Annotated in this window: 21 protein-coding genes and 1 other annotated feature; of the genes, 10 read left to right on the top strand and 11 right to left on the bottom strand. The window is 39.1% G+C overall.

All coding sequences use genetic code 11. The annotated features are described in order from the left end of the window. Nucleotides 1–9 precede the first annotated feature (9 nt). The 7 genes from CKV67_RS14230 to CKV67_RS14200 form a co-directional block, all read right to left on the bottom strand. Complete coding sequence (locus CKV67_RS14230) at nt 10–816, bottom strand: MurR/RpiR family transcriptional regulator (protein ID WP_025280142.1); 807 nt, start codon at nt 814–816, stop codon at nt 10–12. 218 nt (nt 817–1,034) lie between these two features. Beyond that, nucleotides 1,035–1,343, bottom strand: a complete 309-nt coding sequence (locus CKV67_RS14225) for a PTS sugar transporter subunit IIA (RefSeq protein ID WP_014093968.1) — start codon at nt 1,341–1,343, stop codon at nt 1,035–1,037. After that, a complete protein-coding gene (locus CKV67_RS14220; protein ID WP_014093967.1) occupies nt 1,336–2,220 on the bottom strand; it encodes an ROK family protein in 885 nt (294 codons plus the stop codon). Before CKV67_RS14220 ends, CKV67_RS14225 begins: the two co-directional genes overlap by 8 nt. Before the next feature lie 11 nt (nt 2,221–2,231). Beyond that, the gene (locus tag CKV67_RS14215; protein WP_014093966.1) at nt 2,232–3,584 is read right to left on the bottom strand and encodes a PTS sugar transporter subunit IIC; all 1,353 of its coding nucleotides are present in this window, start codon (nt 3,582–3,584) and stop codon (nt 2,232–2,234) included. 26 nt (nt 3,585–3,610) lie between these two features. Then, on the bottom strand, nt 3,611–3,913 hold the full coding sequence (locus tag CKV67_RS14210) for a PTS sugar transporter subunit IIB (RefSeq protein ID WP_014093965.1): 303 nt from the start codon (nt 3,911–3,913) through the stop codon (nt 3,611–3,613). 49 nt (nt 3,914–3,962) lie between these two features. After that, a complete protein-coding gene (locus CKV67_RS14205; protein WP_014093964.1) occupies nt 3,963–5,417 on the bottom strand; it encodes a glycoside hydrolase family 1 protein in 1,455 nt (484 codons plus the stop codon). A gap of 16 nt (nt 5,418–5,433) precedes the next feature. Further along, nucleotides 5,434–5,751 carry a hypothetical protein gene (locus CKV67_RS14200; protein WP_095075148.1) on the bottom strand — a complete coding sequence of 106 codons (318 nt, stop codon included), beginning with the start codon at nt 5,749–5,751 and terminating at the stop codon, nt 5,434–5,436. A gap of 178 nt (nt 5,752–5,929) precedes the next feature. Between CKV67_RS14200 and abc-f the strand changes: the two genes are divergently transcribed. From abc-f to pbpD1, 7 genes are all read left to right on the top strand, one after another. Beyond that, complete coding sequence (gene abc-f, locus CKV67_RS14195) at nt 5,930–7,543, top strand: ribosomal protection-like ABC-F family protein (RefSeq protein ID WP_025280141.1); 1,614 nt, start codon at nt 5,930–5,932, stop codon at nt 7,541–7,543. Between the two features lie 57 nt (nt 7,544–7,600). Further along, the gene (locus CKV67_RS14190; protein ID WP_014093963.1) at nt 7,601–8,131 is read left to right on the top strand and encodes an ADP-ribose-binding protein; all 531 of its coding nucleotides are present in this window, start codon (nt 7,601–7,603) and stop codon (nt 8,129–8,131) included. A 282-nt stretch (nt 8,132–8,413) separates the two neighbouring features. Next, the gene (gene guaB, locus CKV67_RS14180) at nt 8,414–9,880 is read left to right on the top strand and encodes an IMP dehydrogenase (protein ID WP_014093962.1); all 1,467 of its coding nucleotides are present in this window, start codon (nt 8,414–8,416) and stop codon (nt 9,878–9,880) included. A gap of 321 nt (nt 9,881–10,201) precedes the next feature. Continuing rightward, nucleotides 10,202–11,977, top strand: coding sequence for a DNA helicase RecQ (gene recQ, locus CKV67_RS14175; RefSeq protein WP_014093961.1), 1,776 nt, complete (start codon nt 10,202–10,204; stop codon nt 11,975–11,977). 46 nt (nt 11,978–12,023) lie between these two features. After that, nucleotides 12,024–14,177: a DNA topoisomerase III gene (locus tag CKV67_RS14170; protein ID WP_014093960.1), complete on the top strand. Its 2,154-nt coding sequence runs from the start codon at nt 12,024–12,026 to the stop codon at nt 14,175–14,177. 109 nt (nt 14,178–14,286) lie between these two features. After that, nucleotides 14,287–15,954 carry a CocE/NonD family hydrolase gene (locus CKV67_RS14165; protein WP_014093959.1) on the top strand — a complete coding sequence of 556 codons (1,668 nt, stop codon included), beginning with the start codon at nt 14,287–14,289 and terminating at the stop codon, nt 15,952–15,954. A gap of 170 nt (nt 15,955–16,124) precedes the next feature. Then, the gene (gene pbpD1 / locus CKV67_RS14155; RefSeq protein ID WP_014093958.1) at nt 16,125–17,462 is read left to right on the top strand and encodes a D-alanyl-D-alanine carboxypeptidase PBPD1; all 1,338 of its coding nucleotides are present in this window, start codon (nt 16,125–16,127) and stop codon (nt 17,460–17,462) included. A 156-nt stretch (nt 17,463–17,618) separates the two neighbouring features. On the opposite strand, the gene CKV67_RS14150 is transcribed toward pbpD1, so the two are convergent. From CKV67_RS14150 to CKV67_RS14135, 4 genes are all read right to left on the bottom strand, one after another. After that, nucleotides 17,619–19,391 (bottom strand): ABC transporter ATP-binding protein, encoded by a 1,773-nt coding sequence (locus CKV67_RS14150; protein WP_014093957.1) that lies wholly within the window; start codon nt 19,389–19,391, stop codon nt 17,619–17,621. Next, nucleotides 19,391–21,112 carry an ABC transporter ATP-binding protein gene (locus CKV67_RS14145; protein WP_025280140.1) on the bottom strand — a complete coding sequence of 574 codons (1,722 nt, stop codon included), beginning with the start codon at nt 21,110–21,112 and terminating at the stop codon, nt 19,391–19,393. The genes CKV67_RS14150 and CKV67_RS14145 overlap by 1 nt, the downstream gene beginning before the upstream one ends. A gap of 160 nt (nt 21,113–21,272) precedes the next feature. Beyond that, nucleotides 21,273–22,979: an aminodeoxychorismate synthase component I gene (gene pabB, locus CKV67_RS14140; RefSeq protein ID WP_014093955.1), complete on the bottom strand. Its 1,707-nt coding sequence runs from the start codon at nt 22,977–22,979 to the stop codon at nt 21,273–21,275. Beyond that, entirely contained in the window at nt 22,976–23,548 is a 573-nt protein-coding gene (locus CKV67_RS14135; RefSeq protein ID WP_014093954.1) for an anthranilate synthase component II, read from the bottom strand. Before CKV67_RS14135 ends, pabB begins: the two co-directional genes overlap by 4 nt. Nucleotides 23,549–23,677: 129 nt before the next feature. Between CKV67_RS14135 and CKV67_RS14130 the strand changes: the two genes are divergently transcribed. From CKV67_RS14130 to CKV67_RS14115, 3 genes are all read left to right on the top strand, one after another. Then, complete coding sequence (locus CKV67_RS14130; RefSeq protein WP_014093953.1) at nt 23,678–24,097, top strand: pyridoxamine 5'-phosphate oxidase family protein; 420 nt, start codon at nt 23,678–23,680, stop codon at nt 24,095–24,097. A 52-nt stretch (nt 24,098–24,149) separates the two neighbouring features. Next, nucleotides 24,150–24,373: a binding site (T-box leader), on the top strand. 59 nt (nt 24,374–24,432) lie between these two features. After that, nucleotides 24,433–25,719 carry a serine--tRNA ligase gene (serS, locus tag CKV67_RS14120; RefSeq protein ID WP_014093952.1) on the top strand — a complete coding sequence of 429 codons (1,287 nt, stop codon included), beginning with the start codon at nt 24,433–24,435 and terminating at the stop codon, nt 25,717–25,719. Between the two features lie 17 nt (nt 25,720–25,736). Continuing rightward, nucleotides 25,737–25,988 carry a TfoX/Sxy family protein gene (locus CKV67_RS14115; RefSeq protein ID WP_014093951.1) on the top strand — a complete coding sequence of 84 codons (252 nt, stop codon included), beginning with the start codon at nt 25,737–25,739 and terminating at the stop codon, nt 25,986–25,988.

Below are 25,988 nucleotides of genomic sequence, written 5' to 3'. Positions count from 1 at the left end.
GGGTTGTTTTTATAAATCATTAAAATCGTTCCTCTCCGTTTTTAATTTTAAAAATTCACTTAAAATGACATCTAAGAAATAATGAACGGCATAAGAATAATAGAAAACATCTGGTATCTCCGTATTTTCCTGACTGCGTAAATGATAAATTTTTTTAAAGTTGTAATTGAATTCAGGTGCACGTTTTAAAGTGAAAAGAATTTTTTTGCCAGTGAAGCATCTAATTGCCGGCGCTAAAGTTTCTGCTAGTAAACCAGAGATAGAAAAGACAATAATCATTGTTTCTGGACCGAAATAATCGAGGCTAGCGCAAATATCTTCTTCATTGGAAAGTAGGGTTACTCGTTTTCCGAAGATTACTAGTTCTTGCTGGAAGGTTTGGAAAATACCTGCGATGTGACTAGAAGCAATAAAAGCTACTTCTTGTGCTTGATCAATCTCTTGGATGAGCCAGGAAACCTCGCTTGAATTCATGCGAATGTTGAGTTCTTCCATCATGAGTGATAGATAGCGATATAATTTTATGCGGAAGTCAGCAGTGCCATGGACTTTGCGATAAACTTCAGCTCCTTCATCAAAGTCTTGGAAATGTTGTTTCATTTTTGCAAAATTTTCATAACCGATATGGCTGGCGAAACGACGAATACTAGCACGTGAGACAAAATTTTGTTCAGCGATTTCATAAATATTCATTTTACTTATGGAACGATAGTTGTCTAAAAAAAATTTGGCAAGCTCATAATCAATAGTTCCAAAATGATTGCGATCAAGAATCTGTGTTAAACGATGCAATAAGCTCAGTCTTTTGATATCCATTTTAAATCTTCCTCCTTGGCCAAGTTGGATGATACTTTAACTATAGCGAATGCAGTTTTTTTTTGCGGGGCAAATTTTGCTCCCAAGCTTTACCCATTGATTTAAAAATAGTATAGCAATTAATAACTTGAATTTAGCAGAAGCAAAAAGCGTAAAAATATAGCGTAAAACAAAAAATCTACCCTTAAGTAGGATAGATTTTTTTCTTAAAAATGATATTAACTTATTTTTTTATAAACATGGACGAACTCAGTGACAACTTCGCGCAATGTTTCCGTTGTAATAAGTAAGTCTTCTGCATGGATTAAAAGTAGTTGAATTTCTACTTTTTCACCGGAAGCTTCTTTTTGAATTAGTTTATGGTGCTCGTGGTGGCCGTTTCCGAGTGATTCGCTTCCTTCTTGTAATTTTGCCTCTGCTTCTTCAAAATCACCACCACGTGCCGCGCGTAGCCCTTCTAAGTAACTGCTTCTTGCAGAACCAACTTGGCTAATCATGCCAAAAATCACGGTTTCCATTTCATTCATGTCTATTTTCCTCCTGTAAAAAGTGATAAACTGCCCCGAGCAGGCCAGCTTGGTTTTTATGTGTTGCCGTCTCGATAATAGTGTCGCGTAGACCAAAACTAGTCATATGATGCTGCAGTTCGGCGATAAAAGTAGGGCGACTAGTAATTCCGCCACCAATGAAAATATGTGTAGGATCAAATAGATAAATTAAATTGTATAACCCTGTACAAATCCCAGTATAAAACTCATTGATTAATCGCTCAGAAATAGCGTCACCAGCGTCATAATTCGCAAAAATTTCTTCACCAGTAATTTCTTCTAATGGTCGTCCGGTAATCTCGGCGTAGTATCTACGAAGAACGAGCATAGTAGTCGTTTCGTTTAGCGTGTATTTTCCTGGTCTACTAGCTCCTGGACGTTCGCTAAACATGTAACCAAATTCTCCAGCACGAAACCTTCCACCACGAACGATTGCTCCATTAGAAAAAATTCCGCCACCAATCCCAGTTCCAATCGTCAAGCAAAGAAAATCGTCTAAATCTGCTGCTTTGCCAAGCCATTTTTCTGCAAGTAGGGCGCAGTTAGCATCATTTTCGATGGAAACCGGAAGATTAGTTTCTGTTTCCAGCCATACTTTTAAATTAAAATGATCAAATCTACGAATAGCGCCACCCATTGTAATCAGCCCGGTTTTTGGATTAACATAACCGGGGGCACTAATGGCGATACCGTTGACATCTGTATTTTCTGCCAGAAACTGCTTCATTTCTGTTGAAATTTGGTCACCATCACTGCCAATTATTTCGGCGGATTTCGTTAAAATAATTTCTCCATGTGGCAAAACGACCCCCATTTTAAGGGCCGTTCCACCAATATCAAATGCTGCAATTTTCATATTGTCACATCCTATTTTTCAGTTGAAGCTGTTGCGTTTGCATCCATTGCGGCATCACTCGCGGCAATTTTGTTCGATACAATGACGAATGGTAGATAAATGACTGTCGCGACGGCGAGACAAAGCAGTCCGACCAGAAGCGCGAGCCAGTTTCCTCCTGTACCAAGGAATGGAATCAGTGGTCCCGGTGTTGTCCAAGGCACTTGATAGGCGACAGGTGGAATTAATTTTGTTGTGATAAAGAAGTAACCAATTAATGTGTTGATTGCTGGTGTGATGATGAAAGGAATAACCATAATTGGGTTTAATACGATTGGTAAACCGAAAATAACTGGTTCATTAATATTGAAAATACCTGGTGCGATAGATAGTTTTGCAATATCGCGGTAATCTGCACGACGAGATGCAATGAAGATAGCAATTAGAAGACCAAGTGTCATACCAGATCCACCGTAGTTTGCAAATCCGTCATTAAGACCAGCCCAAGTTGCCGGGTATGGTGCGCCCCAAGCGGAGCCGTGTTGTGCTACGTAGGATAAGTTATCTAAGTTAGGTTCAGTGAAGATGGTGTCACGGATAGCCGCAACTGTATTTGGTCCGTGAATTCCAAGAACCCATAACAGGTTAGATACAAGACCAATAATAATTACAGAGAAAACGTTCGTACCCATATCTTTAAGTGGAGCTTGAATGACTGTGTAAACAAGGTCGTTTAAACCTTCTGGAGCTACAAGTGTAATAAGGTAGTTAATTACAGTGAAAAGAATCGTAATGATAATAACTGGAATTAATACTTTAAAAGAACGAGCAACTGCTGGTGGTACTTGTTCAGGCATTTTAATCATTAAACGCGGGGATCTAGCTAGGCGACTAAATACCTCACCAGTAATAATTGCTACAATAATCGCTACAAAAAGCCCTTGAGCACCAAGGAATTTGATGGTCATATAAGTGACATCATCAATCACTGTGTAAGGAGTATATACAATGAAGAAGGCACCAATTGCAGTGAGTCCACAGAGTAAATCATCCTGTTTGAAGAAGATGGCGAGATTTCTGGCAACTAAAAATACAATTAAAATCGCCATAATATTCGTCGAGCCTTGCATAACAGGAGAGAAAACGGCCTGTGCATCAGCTAAATTAGGGAAAATTTTCCCAAGAAATAAGATTTTTGCAATAAAGCCATCAGGTGATAATACTGCGAAGTTAATTAAGGTAATAATTGAACCAGCCATAATTAATGGGAAAACTAAAATAAATGCATCACGAATTGCTGCAATATGGCGCTGAGAGTTCAATTTATTCGCAACTGGTACCAGAACACGTTCCATGCCGTGTTCAAATTTTGTCATTATACTCATTTTAAAACCTCCCTATTTTAAATTTCTTATCTAATTTCAGCAAAAGCTTTTTCGAGAACTGCTTTACCGTTTAGCATACCGTAATCTTTCATATCGATAACAACAACGGGAATACGACCTTGTACAAGTTCATCTACTTGTGGTTTTTGATAGCGGACTTGAGGCCCAAGCATAACGATATCCATTTCATCTACTACATTACTAGCTTCAGATACTGGAAGTGCTTCGATTTCAATTTCTTCCCCAATTGAGGTTGCGTGCGCTTTCATTTTCGTAACGAGTAAACTTGTGGACATTCCGGCTGCACAAACAAGCAATATTTTTTTCATAAAAAATTCCCTCCCAAGAATAATTGGTGAAGCAGAGAGAGAACAAGGCTTATTTGCCCTGTTCTTCTACTAGATTAGCTCCATTTGCTTCAATTGTCTTTTTATACCAGTAAAAACTATCTTTTTTATAGCGTTTTAGTTCTTTTTCATCATTTTCATCGCGGTCAACATAAACGAAACCGTAACGTTTTTGGTAACCATTTAGCCAGCTAAGTAAATCGGTGAAGCTCCAAGTGCAGTAACCAAGCATTTCGACGCCATCTGTAATTGCTTCTTGAATAGCTAGAGCATGTGCGCGAATATACTCTATGCGGTATTCATCGTGTACCTTGTGATCTTCTGTTAAGCTATCATACTCACCAAGCCCATTTTCAGTAATCATAATTGGTAATTTGTAGCGGTTCGTAATTCTACGCAAGCCGATACGTAAGCCAGTTGGGTCAATATCCCAGTCCCAGTTGGTTTTTTCTAGATAAGGATTGTTGGTGTTTTTGTATAACCCCGGTACACCAGACTCCTCAGAAGTGCCCTTTTCACCAGTGGTATTCATTTTTCCAGAACCAACTCCATCAGCGCCATTAAAGGCATGTGTCATTGAGCGGTAATAGTTCACGCCCATGAAATCGGGTTTTCCTTTTTTCAAAAGTTCTGTATCACCTGGTAAAAGTTCTGGAGCGAGCCCGTGCTCTTCTAACCAGTTCCAAGTAGCGGTTGGATATTCGCCCCATGTGTAAACGTCCATCCAGAAATGTGCGTTAAATTCTTCGGAGTTTTCGGATGCTAAAACGTTTTGCGGATTGGCATCAATTGAATAACTTGGTCCGTAGGCAAAACTTGGACCGATTTTTCCGGAAATACCTAGTTCGCGGAATTTAGCAATCGCGGAAGCATTCGCTAGGTTAGCGTGATGATTTGCTGCAAACATCCGTTTATCGTCGGAAACACCAGGTGGATGATAAGCTAATTTATACCCGTGTGAAATGAAGACGTTTTGTTCATTAAGTGTTACCCAATATTTCACCCGACCATTGAAGCGTTCGAAAAGTAGGGCAGCATAGGTAGTGAAATCTTCTATCACTTGACGAGATTCCCAACCGCCATATTCATCTTGAAGCCCTTGAGGTATATCCCAATGATATAGGGTTACAACAGGCTCAATTCCATAAGAAAGCAGCTCATCAATCAAATTATCGTAAAATTTCAATCCAGCTTCATTCACTTCTCCGTTACCGTGCGGGATAACTCGGCTCCATGCAACTGAGAAACGATACGCTTCTAAGCCCTGTTCGGCCATAAGCGCAACATCTTCCTTATAACGATGGTAATTATCCACCGCTACATCTCCGTTTGTTTCTTTGAATGTTGTTCCAGGGATACGAACAAATTCATCCCATACAGATGGCCCTTTACCATCTTCGTCCCAGGCACCCTCTACTTGGTACGCTGCAGAAGCCGAGCCCCATAGAAAATCTTTTGGGAAAGGTTTCAACTTTTTATGTTCCATTATGGCACCTCCAAAATTATGTGCAATTATAAGTTTTAGTTTTGCTTGCCTTATTAATGTAAACGGTTTCCGCTGATTGGTAAATAGATTTTCTTGTTTTAGGCTCGTGTTTCATATCAATGGTATAAGTTTCTGGAATGAAACGCTGTGTTTCACGCATGTGATAGAGAGAGCAATTGACATTTACAGGGGGGTCCGTTATTCTATAAGTATTAATGGAAAGAGGTGAGATGACATGTTTCTTTTGAATGCGCGTACTACTATAGCAAAATATTTGTATATCGTTCGTGCAATTTTTTCCGGTATTGCAGTTACATTGGCGAAGTCTGCCCAAAAAACTGCATAACTAGAAAAAATGAGAGAAGCATGGAGTCACGCAATCGGTTTGTATAGTGCTAAATTAGTGTTATACTTATAATTGGCGTCGGGCGCTTGTCTGACGCTTTTTTGTTGTCTAAAAATGTTTCACGTGAAACATTTTGCTGTGCTTCCTCGGATAAATGGAGGGGAAAATGACAATAGTAGCAATGAATGACGTGGTAAAAAATTTTACAGGAGATATTATTTTAGATAAAGTATCACTTCAGTTAGAAGAAGGGGAACGTGTTGGCCTAATTGGTCGGAACGGGGAAGGTAAAAGTACCATTTTAAAAATTTTGAAAGGCTCGGAAGGTGTAGATCACGGAATCGTGACGCATAAAAAAGGAGTGAAAATTGGGGGGCTTTTAGAGCAGTTATCTACTGTTGATCCAGAAATCAATGTAGAGGAGTATTTGCGGACAAGCTTTGGAGAACTTCAACTATTAGAAAATGAAATTCGTAGCTTAGAGAAAGAGCTCACAACAAATACAAGTGAAAAACTACTGAATCGCTATGGTGATAAGATGTCATTATTTGGGGAACTTGGCGGCTATGAAATGGATGCTAATCTGAACAAAGTAGTGAATGGTTTAGGTATCAGTAAGCTGAAGACTAGAAAATGGAGCGAGTTAAGCGGTGGCGAAAAAACAAAAACTGCATTAGCCCATTTATTGTTACAGAAAACAGATTTACTACTACTAGATGAACCAACAAACCACCTAGATTTTATGGCGGTAGAATGGTTAACGGCATTTTTGCAATATTATACTGGAACTGTCTTCGTTGTATCGCATGATAGATACTTTTTAGACGAAGTAGTTCAGAAAATGGTTGAGTTGGAAAATAAAGAGCTAATCATTTATAACACGAATTTTTCTGGTTATTTAAAGGAACGAGAAGAGCGGTTATTGCGCGAATTTCAAGAATATAAAGACCAACAAAAGAAAATCAAAAAAATGGAAAAGGCGATTAAACAGCTACGTATTTGGGCAATGGCATCAAATCCTCCTAGTGATGCAATGTTTCGCCGAGCAAAGAACATGGAAAAAGCCTTAGAGCGAATCGTGATGATGAAGCGACCTGTCTTGACGCAAAAACAAATGCAACTTCAATTTGATGAAGCAGGTCGTAGTGGGCAAGAAGTAGTAGTTATGGAGAATTTGACTAAAGCTTTTGTAGACAAGCCGATTGTAAAGGATGTATCTCTACAAATTAGACAAGGGGAACGAGTAGCACTTATTGGTGAAAATGGTACAGGGAAAACAACGCTTCTAAAAATGATAGAGGGTGAAGTCACGCCAGATAGCGTTTTTATTAAAGTTGGTGCGAGTGTTAAAATTGCATCACTTTCCCAGCAAATGGAAGAACTTAACCAAGAGATGACTGTGCTTGAAGCGTTCCGAGATAAGGTGGCAGTGACAGAGGGAGATGCAAGAAAAATGTTGGCAGGGTTTATGTTTTACGGAGAAATGGTCTTTCGTAAAGTCGGGAATATTAGTGGTGGCGAACGAATGAGGCTGAGGCTGGCGCAGTTTATTAATATGCCTGTCAATACGTTAATTTTAGATGAACCGACGAACCATTTAGATATTGCATCTCGTGAGGTTTTAGAAGAAGCCATCAAATCATTTTCGGGAACAGTTATAACAGTCTCGCATGACCGCTACTTTATGGATCAACTTTGCTCAAAAGTAATTTGGCTTGAAAACCAGCAGTTAATCACCTATGAAGGGAATTATAGTTATGCATTGACGAAACGAAATTAGTCGCTTAGCTGGAAATTCCCATTAAAATAAATTAGAATAAAGAAAAGAGGTGATGAAGTGAAGCTAACAATTGTAAAAGGTGATATTACCGAACAAGATGTCGATGTTATTGTGAATGCAGCTAACTCAGGGCTTTTAGGCGGAGCAGGAGTCGATGGAGCAATTCATCAGGCAGCCGGTCCAAATTTATTAAAAGAATGTCAAGAGATTATTAATCGAATTGGCTCATGTCCAGCTGGAGAAGCTGTTATTACAGCAGCAGGCGAACTAAAAACTCACTACATCATCCATGCGGTAGGCCCAGTGTGGAAGGGTGGCGAACATCAAGAAGCAAACAAATTAGCTTCTTGTTATTGGAAATCTTTAGACCTAGCAGCCGGAAAAGACTTAACATCAATTGCTTTCCCGAATATCTCAACTGGCGTATATGGATTTCCTAAAAAACTAGCTGCTGAAGTAGTCTTATATACCGTGCGAAAATGGATAGAAGAAGAGTATGATTCGAGCATTAAAGAAATTCGCTTTGTTTGTTACGATGATGAAAATCTAGCATTGTATAATAAGTTAATAAAAAGTGAGTCCGTTTAAGAAAAATATCTTAGACGGGTTTTTTTATGTTTCACGTGAAACATTTTTACTATATTTTCTGAATAAAACAACAAAATAAAACCTTCTTGACATAGCTCCTAGCTTCTTGTAACATCATATTCAATAACTAAAAAATACATTGGCTATTTCAGCATGATTATAGAAGTACAAGTCGCATGATGTGGATATTTTCCACCATTTTTTCTTTATGAAAATAGGGAGAAGATGATGCGTTTTTTCTATATAAAAAGCTAGCGCCAAAAAAAGGAGTGTTTGCGACCCATGTGGGAAACAAAATTTGCAAAAGAAGGCTTAACATTTGATGATGTATTACTTGTTCCAGCAAAATCGGACGTATTACCAAATGATGTAGATTTAAGTGTAGAAATGGCTCCATCACTCAAATTAAATGTACCAATTTGGAGTGCGGGAATGGATACAATTACCGAAGCTAAAATGGCGATTGCAATTGCGCGTCAAGGTGGAATCGGTGTCGTTCATAAGAATATGAGTATCGAACAACAAGCGGAAGAAATTGAAAAGGTTAAACGGTCTGAAAGTGGTGTTATCATTGATCCTTTCTATCTTACTCCAGATCATCAAGTCTTTGCAGCAGAACATCTAATGGGTAAATACCGAATTTCTGGTGTCCCAATTGTGAACAACGAGAAAGAACGCAAACTAGTTGGAATTTTAACTAACCGTGATTTACGTTTCATTTCCGATTATTCTACAGTCATTAAAGACGTTATGACAAAAGAAAATTTAGTGACTGCACCTGTTGGAACAACGCTAAAACAAGCGGAGCAAATTTTACAAAAACACCGTATTGAAAAATTACCACTTGTTGACGATGCGGGTATTTTAAAAGGGTTAATCACTATTAAAGATATTGAAAAAGTAATTGAGTTTCCAAATTCTGCGAAAGATAAACATGGTCGACTTCTTGTTGCGGCGGCAGTAGGAATTACAAACGATACATTTGTACGCGTAGAAAAACTCATTGATGCTGGCGCAGATGCGATTGTTATTGATACTGCGCACGGACATTCTGCTGGTGTTATCAATAAGATTTCTGAGATTCGTAAAGCATTTAATGATATTGTTATAGTTGCAGGAAACGTTGCTACAGCTGAAGGAGCACGTGCTCTTTTCGAAGTTGGTGTTGATATTGTGAAAGTTGGAATTGGACCAGGTTCGATTTGTACGACTCGTGTAGTTGCAGGTGTTGGCGTTCCGCAAATTACTGCTATTTATGACTGTGCAACCGTTGCGCGCGAATTTGGTAAAACCATTATTGCAGATGGCGGCATTAAATATTCTGGGGATATCGTGAAAGCACTAGCTGCTGGTGGTAACGCGGTTATGCTTGGAAGTATGCTTGCTGGAACAGATGAAAGTCCTGGCGAAACAGAAATTTTCCAAGGTCGTCAATTTAAAACGTATCGTGGCATGGGAAGTTTGGCGGCAATGGAGCATGGTTCTAAAGACCGTTATTTCCAAGCAGATGCTAAAAAGCTAGTTCCAGAAGGTATTGAAGGTCGCGTTCCTTATAAAGGTTCCGTTGCGGACATTATCTTCCAATTAGTTGGTGGAGTTCGTTCTGGAATGGGTTATACTGGTTCAGCAGACTTGAAACACCTTCGCGAGGAAGCGGCATTCGTTCGTATGACTGGCGCTGGGCTACGTGAAAGTCATCCGCATGATATCCAAATTACCAAAGAAGCACCAAATTATAGTATTTCCTAAGTTTTTAGAAAGCAGGGATTCTCAAGAGGTTGATGAGAGTCCTTGTTTTTTTTAAAAGTACTTTAAACGTCATTATTTGAAGCTAACTTCAAATAATGGTGAAATATTTATTAACTAGAACATTACTTCAAATAGACGGAATTCCTATAATTCATATTATTGATTGGTTACTATCCGAGCAGAAATCTCTTTAATTCAGAGATTCTGCTTTTTTTAGTAAAAAATCAAAATCAGCTCCAAAACACGAATTTTCTCAAAAAGCTTCAATTACAGTCGCAAAACAGCTATACTATTTCTATAGAGGAGGCGTGAAAAAAGATCATGATAGAGCAAGCAAAACTTATTTTACAACAGAATTTTGGTTATCAAGATTTTCGGGATGGTCAAGTGGATGTCATTTCCAAACTTTGCGCGGGAAAAGATGCTCTTGCAATTATGCCAACTGGCGGCGGAAAGTCACTTTGTTATCAAATCCCAGCACTTCTTTTTGATGGACTAACGATTGTTGTTTCGCCACTTATTTCACTAATGAAGGATCAAGTCGATGCGCTGGTTTCTGAAGGGATTCGAGCCACTTTTATAAATAGTACACTAACTACTTACGAAATCGATCTTCGTTTAGACGCCGCTTTTTCAGGTGAGCTAAAGATGCTCTATATTGCGCCAGAACGGATTGAAACACCAGGTTTTCAGCGTTTAATCGAACAAGTACCAATTTCCTTGTTCGCGATTGATGAAGCGCACTGTATTTCGCAGTGGGGACATGATTTTAGACCAAGCTACTTAACGCTTTGTGATAGTTTAGATAAAATGAAAAAAAGACCACTTGTTATCGCACTAACAGCAACTGCAACTCAAGCTGTTTCGGATGATATTTGCCGGTTGTTAAAAATCGGGCAAAGTTCAGTCGTGAAAACAGGTTTTTCGAGAGATAATTTATTCTTTCAAGTAGTTAAGGGTCAAGACAAAGATAAGTATTTGATGGAATATTTAACAAAAAACAAAACCGAGTCAGGAATTGTCTATGCTTCAACACGGAAAGAAGTAGAGCGGCTCCATGCTTTCTTGCTAAAAAAAGGCGTCGAATCCGGCATGTATCACGGAGGAATGAGCGATTTAGCAAGGCAAGATTGGCAAGAGAAGTTCCTATATGATGATATTCGCGTAATCGTTGCCACAAACGCATTTGGAATGGGAATTAATAAGTCTAACGTGCGCTTTGTTATTCACTATAACATTCCACGAAATATCGAGGCATATTACCAAGAAGCAGGACGGGCTGGGCGAGACGGGGTTCCGAGTGATTGTATCTTGCTTTTCTCTCCACAAGATAGCCGGATTCAGCAGTTTTTAATCGAACAATCTGAGCTAGACGAAGAGCGGAAACAGAACGAATTTGCCAAGCTACGCCAAATGACGGGCTACGGCTATACAGAAATCTGCTTGCAAAAGTATATCGTTCAATATTTTGGTGATGATGAGGAGGATTGCGGGAAGTGTAGCAACTGTTTAGATACAAGAGAATCCACTGATGTAACGATTTTAGCACAGCAAGTATTTTCCTGTATTAAGCGGATGGGAGAGCGCTTTGGAAAAGTTCTAATTGCCAAAGTATTGACCGGTTCAGCTGATCAGAAAGTAAAAGAGTGGCGATTTGACGAACTGAGTACCTATGGGTTAATGAAAGAAGCCTCCCAAAAAGATGTTCTGCAACTGATTGATTACCTCATCGCTGAAAAATATTTACAACCAACCGATAGCCAGTTTCCCGCGTTAAAATTAACGGAGCGAGCAGTATCTGTGTTACGCGGTGAATTAAAAGTCGAACGAAAACAAGCAAAACGAGCAGAAAAAGTGAAAATAGAAGTAAATAGCGACTTATTCGAACAACTCCGGGAAGTACGGAGAGAATTAGCTTCCAAACATAAAGTGCCCCCATATATCATTTTCTCTGACGAAACTTTACGAGAAATGTGCGCTTACTTGCCACAAGACGAAGAGGCGCTTTTAGAAATTAAAGGTATTGGTGCAATGAAGCGTGATAAATACGGGGCAGAATTCTTGGCTGTTTTACAACAAGAGGCAGTGAAAGAATAAATAAGTTGTGTTACGATAAGTAGGATAGAAGAGAGGATTTTGACAGATGACAAAAACATTAGTGCTGGCAGAGAAACCGTCTGTCGGTAAAGATATTGGTCGCGTACTCGGGGCTAAACAAGGAAAGAATGGCTATTTAGAAGGAGGGAAGTATGTTGTCACTTGGGCACTTGGACACCTTGTCACGCTAGCAGACCCAGAACGCTACGACCCTAAATATAAAAATTGGAATATGGAAGATTTACCGATGCTTCCAGAAAAAATGAAGCTAGAACCAATTAAACAAACACGAAAACAATACGAGACAGTGAAAAAACTAATGAACCGCACGGATATTACGACAATCGTTATTGCAACCGATGCAGGACGAGAAGGGGAACTTGTCGCGCGCTGGATTATTGATTATGCAAAAATCAAGAAGCCACTTAAACGACTATGGATTTCATCTGTAACTGACAAAGCAATTCGCGAAGGCTTTGAACATTTAAAACCTGGAAAAGCCTACGAAAATCTATATCATTCTGCTGTTGCGCGTTCGGAAGCTGACTGGGTAGTTGGGATTAACGCAACACGAGCACTTACTACCAAATATAATGCTCAACTTTCATGTGGGCGAGTTCAAACACCTACACTTGCGATGATTCAGCATCGTGAAGAAGAAATTCGCAACTTTAAACCACGTGAGTACTACGGAATTACTGCTTTAACTGAGCAAGAATGTTTCACGTGGAACAATGGGCAAACTTTTGATAAAGCATTAGCTGAAAAACTAGTGAAATCTTTGCAAGGTGAAACAGCCGTTATTACCGATGTTTCTATGAAAGAAAAGAAAACTTTTTCTCCTGGGCTATATGACCTAACAGAATTACAACGCGATGCCAATAATCGTTATGACTTTTCGGCAAAAGAAACACTTAATATCATGCAAACACTGTATGAACGACATAAAATTTTAACTTATCCACGGACAGATTCACGCTTTATTTCTACAGATATCGTCCCAACATTAAAAGAACGCCTACAAGCATGTGGTGTAGGTGAAAATGCGAAAGCTGCTCGCCAAATTAGCAGCAAGCCTATTAAAGCAAATAAATCGTTCGTCGATAACAGCAAAGTCAGTGATCACCATGCGATTATCCCGACAGAACAATCCGTTTCACTTGGAGACTTAAGCGATAAAGAAAGAAAAATCTATGACTTAGTTGTCAAACGTTTCTTAGCAGTACTTTCAGATCCGTATACTTATGAAGAAACTTCTGTTAAAGCAAAAATTGGTCAAGAAGATTTCACGGTAAAAGGAAAAGTTGTTAAATCACTTGGCTGGAAAAGCATTTACGGGGAAACGCGCGAACCAGATCAGCTGACCAAAATGAAAAAGGGTGATAAAATTCCAGTCAAACGAGTAAATTTAGAAACTGGAAAAACTAAGCCGCCAGCTAGATTTAATGAAGCGACACTTTTATCGGCAATGGAAAATCCAGCAAAATATATGGAAACATCAAGTAAAGCGCTAGCGAAAACACTTGGTGATACGGGTGGCCTTGGAACTGTTGCAACTCGAGCAGACATCATCGAAAAACTTTTTAACAGCTTCTCCCTAGAAAAGCAAGGTAAGGAGATCCAAATTACTTCTAAAGGACGTCAACTACTTGAGCTAGTTCCAGAAGACTTGAAGTCCCCGGAATTAACTGCTCGCTGGGAACAAAAACTATCTAAAATTGCAAAAGGTGAATTAGATTATCGTAAGTTTACTGCGGAAATGCGCGATTATGCGAAAAAAGCAGTATTGGAAATTAAGCAAAATGATAAGAAATTCCGCCATGATAATATTACTTCACAAAAATGTCCTGATTGCGGGAAGCCAATGCTAAAAGTTAAAGGTAAACGCGGTACAATGCTAGTATGTCAAGACCGCGAATGCGGACACCGTGAATCGCTTTCGAGAACAACCAATGCCCGTTGTCCTAATTGCCATAAACGTATGGAAATGCGTGGTGAAGGGGACAAACAGCTATTTGTTTGCGTTTGTGGATATCGTGAGAAGCTATCTGCTTTCCAAGAACGTCGCGATAAGCAAAAAAATAAGAATGTCTCAAAAACAGACGTAGCTAAATTTATGAAAAAACAAAACAAACAAGAAGATGAACCATTTAATAATCCAATGGCAGAGGCACTCGCTAAACTAAAACTAGATAAATAAAATCAAACAAAGCGACCCACTCATAATGAGTGGGTCGCTTTGTTTGACATAAACTGCCATTTACGAAACAATAAACTGAGAATTCATATCAAAAAAGGAGATGTTTCACGTGAAACATAATCGATTAATTATAGAAACAGATATTCCAGCTAAGATGCGGGACGAGGTAACACTTTACGCAGATATATATCGCCCAGCAGACGAAGGAGAATATCCAGTTTTACTTACGCGGTTACCTTATAGCAAAGCATACGGACTTCACTTTATTAGGCCTAATATTTTGGCAGAGCAAGGTTATATCGTTATCGTTCAAGACGTCCGCGGCAGATATACATCAGAAGGAGAATTTGTCCCTTACATAGCAGAGGTTGATGACGGTTACGATACCATTGAATGGGCAGCTAAACTTCCTTACTCAAATGGGGACGTAGGGATGTTTGGTTTATCTTACTATGGATACACTCAAATATTAGCTGCAATTAGTGGAAACAAGCATTTGAAGGCAATTGCACCAATTATGGCACAAAATAGCATGACAGATGTGTTTAATGATCATGATGGCGCACTTGAACTAGGTATGTGGGAGACATGGAATCTCGAATCAATGCTACCAAATATGCTCGCAAGAAAATACGAGACGCGAGAAGAACTAAAACAAGCAATAAACAAATTAATGAAAAATTTAGATAGCCTAGATGCACTTTACAAGTTCAAACCATACAAAGATTGGCCGGCAATTGGTCCCGAAGAAATGCCCTATTTTTCCCAATTACTTGATTATGAACCAACGCACAGCCATTGGCAGGGAATCGATGCTAAAAGTAATTACGAAAAAATCAAAGTTCCCGGACTCCATGTCGCTGGCTGGTATGACTGTTTTCTAGATAAAACAATCGCTAATTTCCAAAATGGACACACTAGAGAGCTTGGCGACCGGCTGGTAATTGGACCATGGACACATGCTAATTTTGGGCAAATGATTGGTGACCGTGATTTTGGAATGGCCGCTAATGCGTGGGGTGAAGCGAGTATGCATAAACGGCATATCGAATGGTTTAATCACTGGCTAAAACAAAAACCACTCCCAGAAATGGCGCCAATTAATTACTTTGTTATGGGGCTAAATGAGTGGAAAACTACCGAAGAGTGGCCACCTAAAAATGCAACCATTACACCGCTCTATTTTCAAAAAGGAGAAGTAAGCGCCGAGTTCACACCGCCAACTACTGATTCTGAAGCTACATTTAGCTACAACCCAGAAAATCCCGTGCCGTCTAATGGTGGAGGAACACTGCACAAGGAGCTACATGCTGACGGACCGCGCGACCAACAAGCATTAGAGCTTCGGGAAGATATACTTTGCTATACAACAGCACCATTAGCTGAAGCGTTAGAAGTAACAGGACCAGTTCAAGTAAAGCTAAGGGCTAAAACAGATGCGCCAAACACAGACTTTACTGCTAAACTAGTAGATGTCTTCCCAGATGGTAGAGCATTTAACCTCGCTGACGGGATTATTCGCGCAGCTAAGCAGTACGGTGATCAAGTGCAAAATAATATCAATGAATATACAATAGATTTATGGGCAACAAGTAATCTATTCCAAAAAGGACACCAAATCCGTGTCGAAATTTCTTCTAGTAACTTTCCAAGATTCGACCCGAACCCAAACACTGGAGAGAGTTTCATCAACTCAACCGAAAGCCAAGTTGCGAACCAAACTATTTATCATAGCCCAGAATACCCGTCACATATCCTATTACCAATTGTCAGGTAGTTCATCTTTGGGCGAAAAGTTTTATATACGAGGTTATTAAATCATGGTAAAATATGAAAGTATCCGTCTGAAAAATGAACCCTATTGGAAAAAGGGAACTTACAATAGGGTTCTTGATGAAAATATAGATAACATGAGCATTTTTTTGCTTAAATGAAGGAGAAGTTGCAGTGAAAAATATAATAAAAAAAGCTGGGATTGCTATCATGGCGGCATCCCTTGCAATAAGTGGCTTTTTAGTAAGTCCGAACTTAGCGGAAGCCGCAGAAGCACCAAACATAAATGCAAATGCAGCCATCGCAATTGAAGAAAGCACAGGGAAAATTTTGTATTCAAAAGACGCTGATAAGCTTATGGGTATCGCATCAATGACGAAAATGATGGATGAATACTTACTACTTGAAGCAATTAATGATGGAAAGCTAAAATGGGATGATAAAGTAACCATTTCTGAATATGCGTATAAAGTTTCTCAAGATACCTCATTATCCAATGTACCGCTGAGACTAGGCGAACAGTACACAGTGCAAGAATTATACGAAGCAATGGCAATTTATTCAGCAAACGGTGCAGCAATTGCTATTTCTGAAAAAATTGCTGGTTCTGAAAAAGAATTCGTAGCGATGATGAACAAAAAAGCAGAAGAACTAAAGCTTGGTGAGCATCAATTTGTTAACTCGACTGGTCTTAATAACGAAGATTTAAAAGGCGGTCAGCAAGTTGGCGGTCCAAAAGATGAAAACAAAATGACAGCTCGTGGTATGGCGAAATTAGCAAAACATTTAATTGACGATTACCCAGAAGTACTTAAAACAGCAAGCACGACCAAAAAAGAATTTCGTAAAGGAACATCTGACCAAACCGACATGTCAAACTGGAATTGGTTACTCCCCGGTCTGATTTACGGTCGTGAAGGTGTAGACGGACTGAAAACAGGAACAACGGATTATGCAGGTATGTGTTTGACGGCTACTGCTGTGCAAAATGGCATGCGTGTAATCACTGTCGTACTTCATGCTAATGGTGGAGGCGAAGGAGAACATACTAGTGCTCGTTTTGACGAAACTAACAAAATGCTAGACTACTCTTTTAATAATTTTCAAGTAAAAGAAGTGCAAAAAGCAGGCTCAAAAGTGAAAGATCCTTCCATTATTGCAGTAGATAAAGGCAAGGAAGATACAGTTGGACTTGTTACAAAAGATGCGGTAAAACTAGTCGTACCAAAAAACGGCAATGAACCAAAATTAACTACAAAAGTAACATTCAAAGATAAAACATTAGAAGCACCAGTCAAGAAAAATACCGAAGTTGGCGAAATGGCTGTTTCATTGAAAGATGGCGATAATCTAGGCTATTTGGACGGCTCACAAACGGAGGATATTAAAGTCGTAACTGCTAGTGATGTCGAAAAAGCCAATTGGTTTGCTCTTTCCGCCGAAGCAGTCGGATCGTTCTTTACAGGCATTGGCAGTTATGTAGCTGACGGTGTGCAAGGTTGGTTTAAATAAAAAAAGTCGATTTCCCGGATTTGGGAAATCGACTTTTTGGCTTTATACAACCATAAAATAGCTAGGGTGAAAATAGATCACTTTAATTATTGTATACTTGCTCGTAAACAAAAAACTACCTCTGTTAATTAGCCAACAGAGGTAGTTTGCATGTTTTTATTCAATAACGAACTGATTATGATAAAGTTCAGAGTAAAATCCTTTTGCTTTCATAAGTTCATCGTGGTTACCTTGTTCGATAACTTCACCTTGATGTAGCACCACAATATGGTCAGCGTCGAGGATTGTTTTTAAACGGTGGGCAATAACGAAACTTGTTCTACCAGAGATTACATTATCCATTGCTTTTTGGATTCTGCTTTCTGTTACGGTGTCTACATTACTGGTTGCTTCATCTAGAATTAGTAGAGAAGGGTTCGTAATGATAGTTCTAGCAATACTCATTAACTGCTTTTGACCAACACTGAAAATATTGTTTTCATCGCTAATTTTAGTATCATAGCCATTTTCTAGACTCATAATGAAGTCATGGATATTAGCTTGTTTTGCTGCATCAAGAACTTCTTCGTCTGTTGCTTCAGGTTTACCGAAAATAATATTATCACGAATCGTACCAGTGAAGAGTACCGAGTCTTGTAGAACGATGCCAACTTGCTTCCGTAGTGAATCCAGTCTAATGTCACGAATATCAATGTCATCAAACAAAATCGAACCGCCATCAACGTTATAGAATCGATTCAGCAAGTTCATAACAGTTGTCTTACCAGAACCAGTTGGGCCAACAAGTGCAACCATTTTCCCTTTACTTACATCAATCGAAACATCTTTTAATACTGGTTTGTCAGGATCGTAAGCAAAATCCACATGATCTAACTTAACGCCTTTTTTAATACCATCAATAGTTTTCAGATTTGCACGTTCGACTTCTTCTTCTTCGGCAAATACTTCGCTAACACGGCGCGCACCAGTGATTGCAAGTTGTAGTAGGCTATACTGGGACGAGATTTGCGTTAGTGGCATATAGAACTGTTGCGAATACTGAACGAACATAACAATCAAGCCAAGGGCAGCAGTACGTTCTATGTCACCATTTAGAGCTAACCATCCTCCAAAGAAGATAACGATAGCTGTATTAAGTAGTGAAATACCTTGCATCATTGGAAAAAGTAAACCAGAGTAAACTTGGCCTTTGTAAGTCGCATCTTTTACGACATTGTTTTGTTTGACAAAGCCTTCAATGGTTTCTTCTTCCAAACCATTAGTGATAATAATTTTTTGACCAGAAATTTTTTCATCGATATAGCCGTTTAATACGCCTAGTTCGTCTTGTTGCACATCGACATACTTGCGGGCTTTTCGGATGATAAGTGTCGCGATGGCTACTGCAAATGGTGCTGAGATTAGTGTAACGAAAGCAAGTTCTACGTTTTGTTGGAACATCATGATGATAACACCAACCATTAGCGCAATATTAGAAAGAACCTGAATAAGCGCCTGATTCAGTGTGTTAGAAATGTTATCCAAGTCACTAGTGAAGCGGCTAAGCATTTCGCCATCATTGCGGCTATCAAAGAAACGAATCGATAGTTTTTCCATCTTACGGAAAAGCCCTATACGCATTCTGTTCGTCGATTTACCAGCTACCCCAGTCATGATAATACTTTGGATAAAAGTGGCAGCAGCGAGCAGTACGTAGCAGAGAACGAGCATCCAAATAATATGGATGAAGTCACTCTTATCGTCCACGCCAGTTTGCATTAACCGAACGACGTAATCACCTAGCTCTTGAACAGCATTACCAATATATTGCGGTGCTTTCACTTGAAGATATGTTGCGAAAATGACAGCAACTAAAATGACAGCAAGTTGTGGTTTGTAACCTTTGAGATAGTGCCAGAAAAAGCGGCTAATTTGTTTAAACTCTTTCATTATGCAGTTACCTCCTTGCCTTTTTGAGTGTCGTAAATTTCACGGTAAATAGCGTTTTCTTTAATAAGTTCTTTGTGAGAACCAACACCAACTAGTTTTCCTTGATCAAGAACAAGAATTTTATCTGCTTGAATCACTGAGGAAATTTTTTGGGCAATGATAAAGGTTGTGGTGTGGTCGAGTTCTTTATTAAGTGCTTCTTTTACTAATTTCTCAGACTTCGCATCAAGCGCACTAGTACTGTCATCGAGAATTAATACTTTAGGAGAACCTATAACGCCACGAGTGATTGATAAGCGTTGTTTCTGCCCACCAGAGAAGTTATTCCCACGTTCAGAAACTGGAGCATCATAGAGTTTCGCTTGTTTGTCAATGAACTCTTTAGCTTGGGCGATTTTACTCGCTTTTTCCATTTCAGCGGGTGTTGCATCTTTTTTACCATGACGTAAATTATCTGCAATCGTTCCAGAGAAAAGAATCGCACGTTGAAGAACGAAAGAAACGGTACTTCGAAGCGTTTTTTTGTTAATATCTTTTAAGTTAGTTCCACCAATAATAACTTCACCTTCTGTTGGGTCATAAAGGCGAGGGATTAGCTGGGCAAGGGTTGACTTACCAGAACCAGTGGCACCAACGATTCCTACCATTTCACCAACATTGGCTTTAAAGGAGATATCTTGTAGCGCGGGTGTATCATCGCCGTCGTATTTAAAACTAACATGGCGGAATTCTACTGTACCATCTAGGTCTTGTTCCGGTGCATTTTCGTTGTACGTGATATCTGGCTCTGTTTCAAGCACTTCGGTAATACGTTTCAATGAAATAAGTGCACGTGAAGCCATCATCATCAGCATCCCGCCAATAATAATTGCCATCATAATTTGCATAAGATAGTTCATAAAGGAGGCAATTGCCCCGATAACTTCAGGGTTATCCGCTGCCATATCGCCAACAAAGTAGATAGAAACAACAATTGCTAAGTTAGAAACGAGCATAAATGCAGGAATCATCACGGAGAAAAGTGTTCCAACGATAATTGTATGACGAGTTAATTTGTCACTGACAGTAGTGAAGCGACCAATTTCGTTGTCTTCTTGGACGAAAGATTTAACAACGCGCATTCCGGCAAGGTTTTCTTTTGCGATGGCATTTACACGATCAATCAAGCTTTGGATAATTGCAAAATGTTTACCCATCGAACCGAAAGTGAACACGACAATCAGAACAACGAGGACAACAAGGACAATAATTACCCACCATAATTCAGGTAACGTAAACATCGCCAGGATAAAAGCCCCAATGAACATAATCGGAATTCTCGTTAGCGATTGCAGTGAAAGCATCACTAAGTTTTGGACCTGTGTAATATCATTTGTTTGTCTTACAACAAGATTACCAGTCGAAAGTTTTTCAATATTACTGAATGAAAATGTTTGGATTTTGCGGAAACTAGATTCACGAATATCTGCACCAACGCCTTGAGCGACTTTGGCAGAAAGAATCGTGTTTAGAACTCCAGCGATAAGACCAACAGCGGCGATACCGATTAGCAGTACGCCAATGGACGAGATTTTGTCCATATCGTCTTTCATAATGGCATCTAGAACTTGCTGGAGTAATTTTGGTTGCCATAGTTGTGAGATAACCATGACGACTACAAACAGTGTCGATAGTGTTGCTTGTAGTTTGTAATTTTTAAGATGATGAAACAATACTTTCATGATTTTCCTCCCTTGGAAAACGGAAATAAAGAAGTGCGAACGTATATTCTAATATAGATTGTGAAAATTTGCAAGTGAAATTTTTCCTAATTGTAAATATGGCGAAAATGTGGCGAAATCAGCACTGGTATTTATTTTAAATTGTGAAAAAAGCTAAAAATCAAGCCTTGATTTCCACTTCTACAAAACCTCTTACACTATTAATTAACCACACAAAGTCAGCTTCCAAAAGGTCTCTTTTTGTTAGTGTTTGTTCGAAAATCTTTCTTTCCGCTAATAAACTAGCCCTCATTGTCCCTGGAAGTAGCCCAGAAGATAGTGGTGGAGTTAAAAGACAGTTCTTTATACCCAGAACTATATTTCCATTGATGAACTCTGTTAGCTCTCCGTTTTCGTTCCATAAGAGTGTTTCATCGGTATGGGTGTTTTTTAAGTTATTATAAATAGTTCGGTTCGTCGTTTTATGATAAAGAAATGGTTCATTTGCCAATACTGGTTTACTCGCTAAAGAAGCAGTAATTGGCAAGCTTTTCGCGCTGATTTCAGTGAGCTCAAACTTGGTTGACCCATCAGAATGTAATAGAACGCGGAATTTATGTGTACCAGTTGGTTGATTTTCCGCAGTTTTGCGCCATTGTTGTTCCATTTCTTTCCTATTAAACGGAAATCCAAAATGATGTGCGCTTTTTTCAAGGCGTTCTAAATGAAACGCTAGTCGAGCTAGTTGCCCATTTTCTAACCGTAAACATTCAATTAAGGAGAAAGCAGCTTGGTTTTTCAAAATAGCTGATTTAGCATGGATTTCTGAAAACTCACTTTTAGCATCAGAATCCCAAACAATGCCGCCACCTACACCATATGTCGCTTTCTTATTCGTGATGGAAATGGTTCGAATTGGAACATTAAAAACTGCATTTCCATTAGGCTCCAAATATCCGATTGCTCCACAATAAACACCGCGAGGAGAGTCTTCTAAAGCAGAAATGATTTCCATTGTTTTTGCTTTAGGTGCGCCCGTTATTGAACCACAAGGGAAAAGGGCTTTGAAAATGGCCGTTAAACTTGTGTCTGGAAGGATTTCGGCAGTAACAGTTGAAGTCATTTGCCAAACAGTCGGATAAGGTTCTAAAGTCATTAGTTTTGGCACTTTGACACTTCCAGGTCGAGCAATCATTCCTAGATCATTACGCAATAAATCCACAATCATGACATTTTCTGCGCTGTTTTTTGGGTCGTTCATTAGCCAATCATGTGCAGCTCGATCAGCGTCATCCGTAACTCCGCGTCGAACAGTGCCTTTCATCGGTCTGGTAGTCAGCAAAGTCCCTTGTCGTTTAAAAAATAATTCAGGTGACGTAGAAATGATTTGAAAGTTATCAGTAGAAAGAAGTGCCGTGTAATTTGCTTTTCCAGCTTGTTGTAAAGTCTGATAAGTCGCTTTAGCAGAAAAACTATCAGGTAAATCGCCCTTGAGTCGCACAGTGTAGTTGAGTTGGTATGTGTTCCCAGCAGCTATTTCAGACTTGATTGCTGCGATTTTCTTGGCATACTCAGAATAATCTGTATCCATTTTAAAAGGGATAGCTGTAGTTTGCTCCGTTTCAAAAATGGCATCTGTGAAATGATCATATACGCCGAACCAAACAAGTGGTAGGGTTTCATCCGAAGTTTTCGTCTCCAAACCTTTTTTAAAAGCAGGAGCCGCCTCATAACTAATAAAACCAGCAACATATTTTCCCGATTTCTGCGCTTCTTCTGCTGCACGCATAACAGATAAAACCTCACTCAAATCATTAGCAACAAGTTCTTGCAGAGGATTTTCAAATATTTTAACTTCACCTTCAAAATCAAATCGTAACAAACTCATTTTTCATTTCTCCCTATCCGTACAAAATTTTGAAGTAGTTCGTGTCCGTTTTCAGAAAGAATGGCTTCTGGATGGAACTGCACACTATAAATTGGTTTTGTGGCATGCTTTAATCCCATGATAATTCCGTCGTCAGTCATAGCAGTTATTTCTAATTCGGCTGGAATAGAATCATTTTGCACAATTAGCGAATGGTAGCGAGTTACAAGAAACGGGGTCGTAAGTCCTGTAAATAACCCTGCTTGATTGTGCGTAATGAAGCTCGTCTTTCCGTGAACTGGAACAGTAGCACGAACAACTTTAGCGCCAAAAAAAGTTGCAATCATTTGGTGTCCTAAGCAAATGCCTAAAATAGGTAAACTAGTTTTATCGAGAATTTCCAAGCTGGTCTGGAATTCTTCCGGCGAACCAGGTCCAGGAGAAAGTACGACCATTTCTGGGTTAAGCGCTGAAAATTTATCAAGTGTCAAATTCGCTGCGGAGACAACGTGGATATCTTCCCCAAGCTCTAAAAAATATTGGTATAAATTATATGTAAATGAATCATTATGATCAATTAGTAAAATCATTCGAAAGCCCCCAATTTTAAATGGTTATACTTCTTTATAGCAAATAGTTACTTAGATAACAAGCTCAAATGTTTAAGGCGGTAAAACAAGTGGAAAGGTACAATAAATAAGTAAAGGAAGGTGTTTTAGATGGAAAACGAACTAGAAAATAAGATACTTGCAATTTTGGACGAACATCAAGTAGGGGTACTCGCTTCTGTACAAGGAGATTTTCCGCATGCTAGATATATGACATTCCTTCATGAAGGTTTAACACTCTATACACCTTCTGGAAAACAGCAGCCCAAAACTGAAGAAGTTCGCAAAAATCCACATGTTTGTGTGCTAATTGGTTATGACGGGAAAGGTTCGCCATTTTTAGAAATAAACGGGATTGCTTCACTGGAAGAAGATGAATCAATCAAAGAACTTATTTGGGAAAACATCTCGAAAGAATGGTTTCAAAACGAAGAGTCGCCTTCTTTTGTAGTGATAAAAATTGTTCCTGAGCAAATTAGATTATTGAATGCAGATGGCGATGGACCTGATACACTTGATTTAATTGGTTAAATAATTGCTTGTAATTTAGCTAGATATGCGATAGAATAACTTTAAATTCATACGAAAAGCGAAGACAAGAAGTAGTAATAAGATCAAGTTTCTAAAGAGAGCCAGTGGTTGGTGCGAATCTGGCGTAATTTCCTTATGAATCCATCTTGGAGCGAGTGGTGGAAAGCAATTTTTGCGAGTAAATCATTCCGGAATGGTCCGTTAAACCTAAATGAAGCTGGGGATTTTTTAGAAATCCCAATAAGGGTGGCAACGCGGTTAACTCTCGTCCCTTTCCTGTTAATTCGGGAAAGTACGGGAGTTTTTATATGGAAAAAAATAAAGGAGGAGTTAGCATGTTAGATGTCAAATTGTTACGAAATAATTTTGAAGAAGTAAAACAGAAACTGCAAAATCGCGGAGAAGACCTTGGTGAGTTTGAAAAGTTCGGTGAGCTAGATAAACGTCGCCGTACTTTAATTGTCGAAACGGAAGCACTAAAGAGTCAGCGGAATGAAGTTTCCCAAGAGATTGCCAAACTAAAACGGGAAAAACAGGATGCGGATGCAAAAATTGAGGAAATGCGTGTTGTTGGGGATCGAATCAAGACACTTGATATTGAACTAAAAGAAATAGACGATAAGCTAGATACGATTTTAATGTCGATTCCGAATATTCCTCATGAATCTACGCCTGTTGGTGAATCTGAAGACGATAATATTGAAATCCGTAAATGGGGCGAAGTACGTGAATTTGATTTTGAACCAAAAGCTCACTGGGATCTTGGAACAGATTTAGATATTCTTGACTTTGAAAATGCTGCTAAAGTAACCGGAAGCCGTTTTGTCTTTTATAAAAAATTAGGTGCACGACTAGAAAGAGCGCTAATTAATTTTATGATGGACTTGCATTCTAATGAACACGGCTACGAAGAAATGTTACCGCCATACATGGTTAACCGCACAAGTATGACTGGTACCGGTCAATTGCCGAAATTTGAAGAAGATGCTTTTCTTATTGAAGCAGAAGATTACTTCTTAATTCCAACAGCAGAAGTTCCTGTAACAAACTACCACCGTGAAGATATTTTAAAAGCAGAAGATTTACCAAGAAAATATACTGCCTTTAGCACGTGTTTCCGCTCTGAAGCTGGCTCTGCTGGTCGTGATACTCGTGGTTTAATCCGCCAGCACCAATTTAATAAAGTTGAGCTAGTTCAATTTGTAAAACCAGAAGATTCTTACGCGGCGCTAGAAAAATTAACAGGAAATGCCGAAGAAGTATTACGCCGACTAGAATTACCATACCGTGTTCTTAGTATGTGTACGGCAGACCTAGGTTTTACTGCTGCAAAAAAATATGACTTAGAAGTATGGATTCCAAGCTACAATTCGTACCGCGAAATTTCGTCGTGCAGTAACTTTGAAAGCTTCCAGGCAAGACGAGCTAACATACGTTTCCGACGTGAACCAGGAAGCAAGCCAGAATATGTACACACACTAAATGGTTCTGGCTTAGCGCTTGGCCGTACAGTCGCTGCAATTCTAGAAAATTATCAAGATGCGGATGGTTCAGTTCGTATTCCAAAAGCACTTCAAGGCTATATGGGTGGTATTGAAAGAATAGCAGCCCCAACAAAATAAGGAAAGAAGGACTAAAAATGGTCGAACTGAGCGAACTTCCAAACATCGGCAAAGTTCTTGAGCAAGAACTAATCAATACGGGCACAAGAACCCCTACAGAGCTAAGGAATGTTGGTAGCAAAGCAGCCTTTTTACGAATTTGGGAAAATGATCATACCGCTTGTTTGAGTAAATTATGTGCACTTGAAGGAGCTATTAAAGGCATCAGATGGCATGATTTAGATGAGACAAAGAAAATGGAATTGAAAAGTTTCTACCAAACCTTATAA

The sequence above is a fragment of the Listeria ivanovii subsp. ivanovii genome (assembly GCF_900187025.1).
GTDB classification, from domain to species: Bacteria; Bacillota; Bacilli; order Lactobacillales; family Listeriaceae; genus Listeria; species Listeria ivanovii.
This window is presented reverse-complemented; position numbering and strand designations above follow the sequence as displayed.

Coding starts and splice junctions, on each gene's coding strand:
- CKV67_RS14215 (WP_014093966.1), bottom strand. CDS start 3,584: ATGAGTATAATGACAAAATTTGAACACGGCATGGAACGTGTTCTGGTA.
- CKV67_RS14170 (WP_014093960.1), top strand. CDS start 12,024: ATGACAAAAACATTAGTGCTGGCAGAGAAACCGTCTGTCGGTAAAGAT.
- abc-f (WP_025280141.1), top strand. CDS start 5,930: ATGACAATAGTAGCAATGAATGACGTGGTAAAAAATTTTACAGGAGAT.
- pabB (WP_014093955.1), bottom strand. CDS start 22,979: ATGAGTTTGTTACGATTTGATTTTGAAGGTGAAGTTAAAATATTTGAA.
- CKV67_RS14115 (WP_014093951.1), top strand. CDS start 25,737: ATGGTCGAACTGAGCGAACTTCCAAACATCGGCAAAGTTCTTGAGCAA.
- recQ (WP_014093961.1), top strand. CDS start 10,202: ATGATAGAGCAAGCAAAACTTATTTTACAACAGAATTTTGGTTATCAA.
- CKV67_RS14230 (WP_025280142.1), bottom strand. CDS start 816: ATGGATATCAAAAGACTGAGCTTATTGCATCGTTTAACACAGATTCTT.
- CKV67_RS14210 (WP_014093965.1), bottom strand. CDS start 3,913: ATGAAAAAAATATTGCTTGTTTGTGCAGCCGGAATGTCCACAAGTTTA.
- serS (WP_014093952.1), top strand. CDS start 24,433: ATGTTAGATGTCAAATTGTTACGAAATAATTTTGAAGAAGTAAAACAG.
- CKV67_RS14225 (WP_014093968.1), bottom strand. CDS start 1,343: ATGAATGAAATGGAAACCGTGATTTTTGGCATGATTAGCCAAGTTGGT.
- CKV67_RS14205 (WP_014093964.1), bottom strand. CDS start 5,417: ATGGAACATAAAAAGTTGAAACCTTTCCCAAAAGATTTTCTATGGGGC.
- CKV67_RS14220 (WP_014093967.1), bottom strand. CDS start 2,220: ATGAAAATTGCAGCATTTGATATTGGTGGAACGGCCCTTAAAATGGGG.
- guaB (WP_014093962.1), top strand. CDS start 8,414: ATGTGGGAAACAAAATTTGCAAAAGAAGGCTTAACATTTGATGATGTA.
- CKV67_RS14145 (WP_025280140.1), bottom strand. CDS start 21,112: ATGAAAGTATTGTTTCATCATCTTAAAAATTACAAACTACAAGCAACA.
- CKV67_RS14150 (WP_014093957.1), bottom strand. CDS start 19,391: ATGAAAGAGTTTAAACAAATTAGCCGCTTTTTCTGGCACTATCTCAAA.
- CKV67_RS14130 (WP_014093953.1), top strand. CDS start 23,678: ATGGAAAACGAACTAGAAAATAAGATACTTGCAATTTTGGACGAACAT.
- CKV67_RS14135 (WP_014093954.1), bottom strand. CDS start 23,548: ATGATTTTACTAATTGATCATAATGATTCATTTACATATAATTTATAC.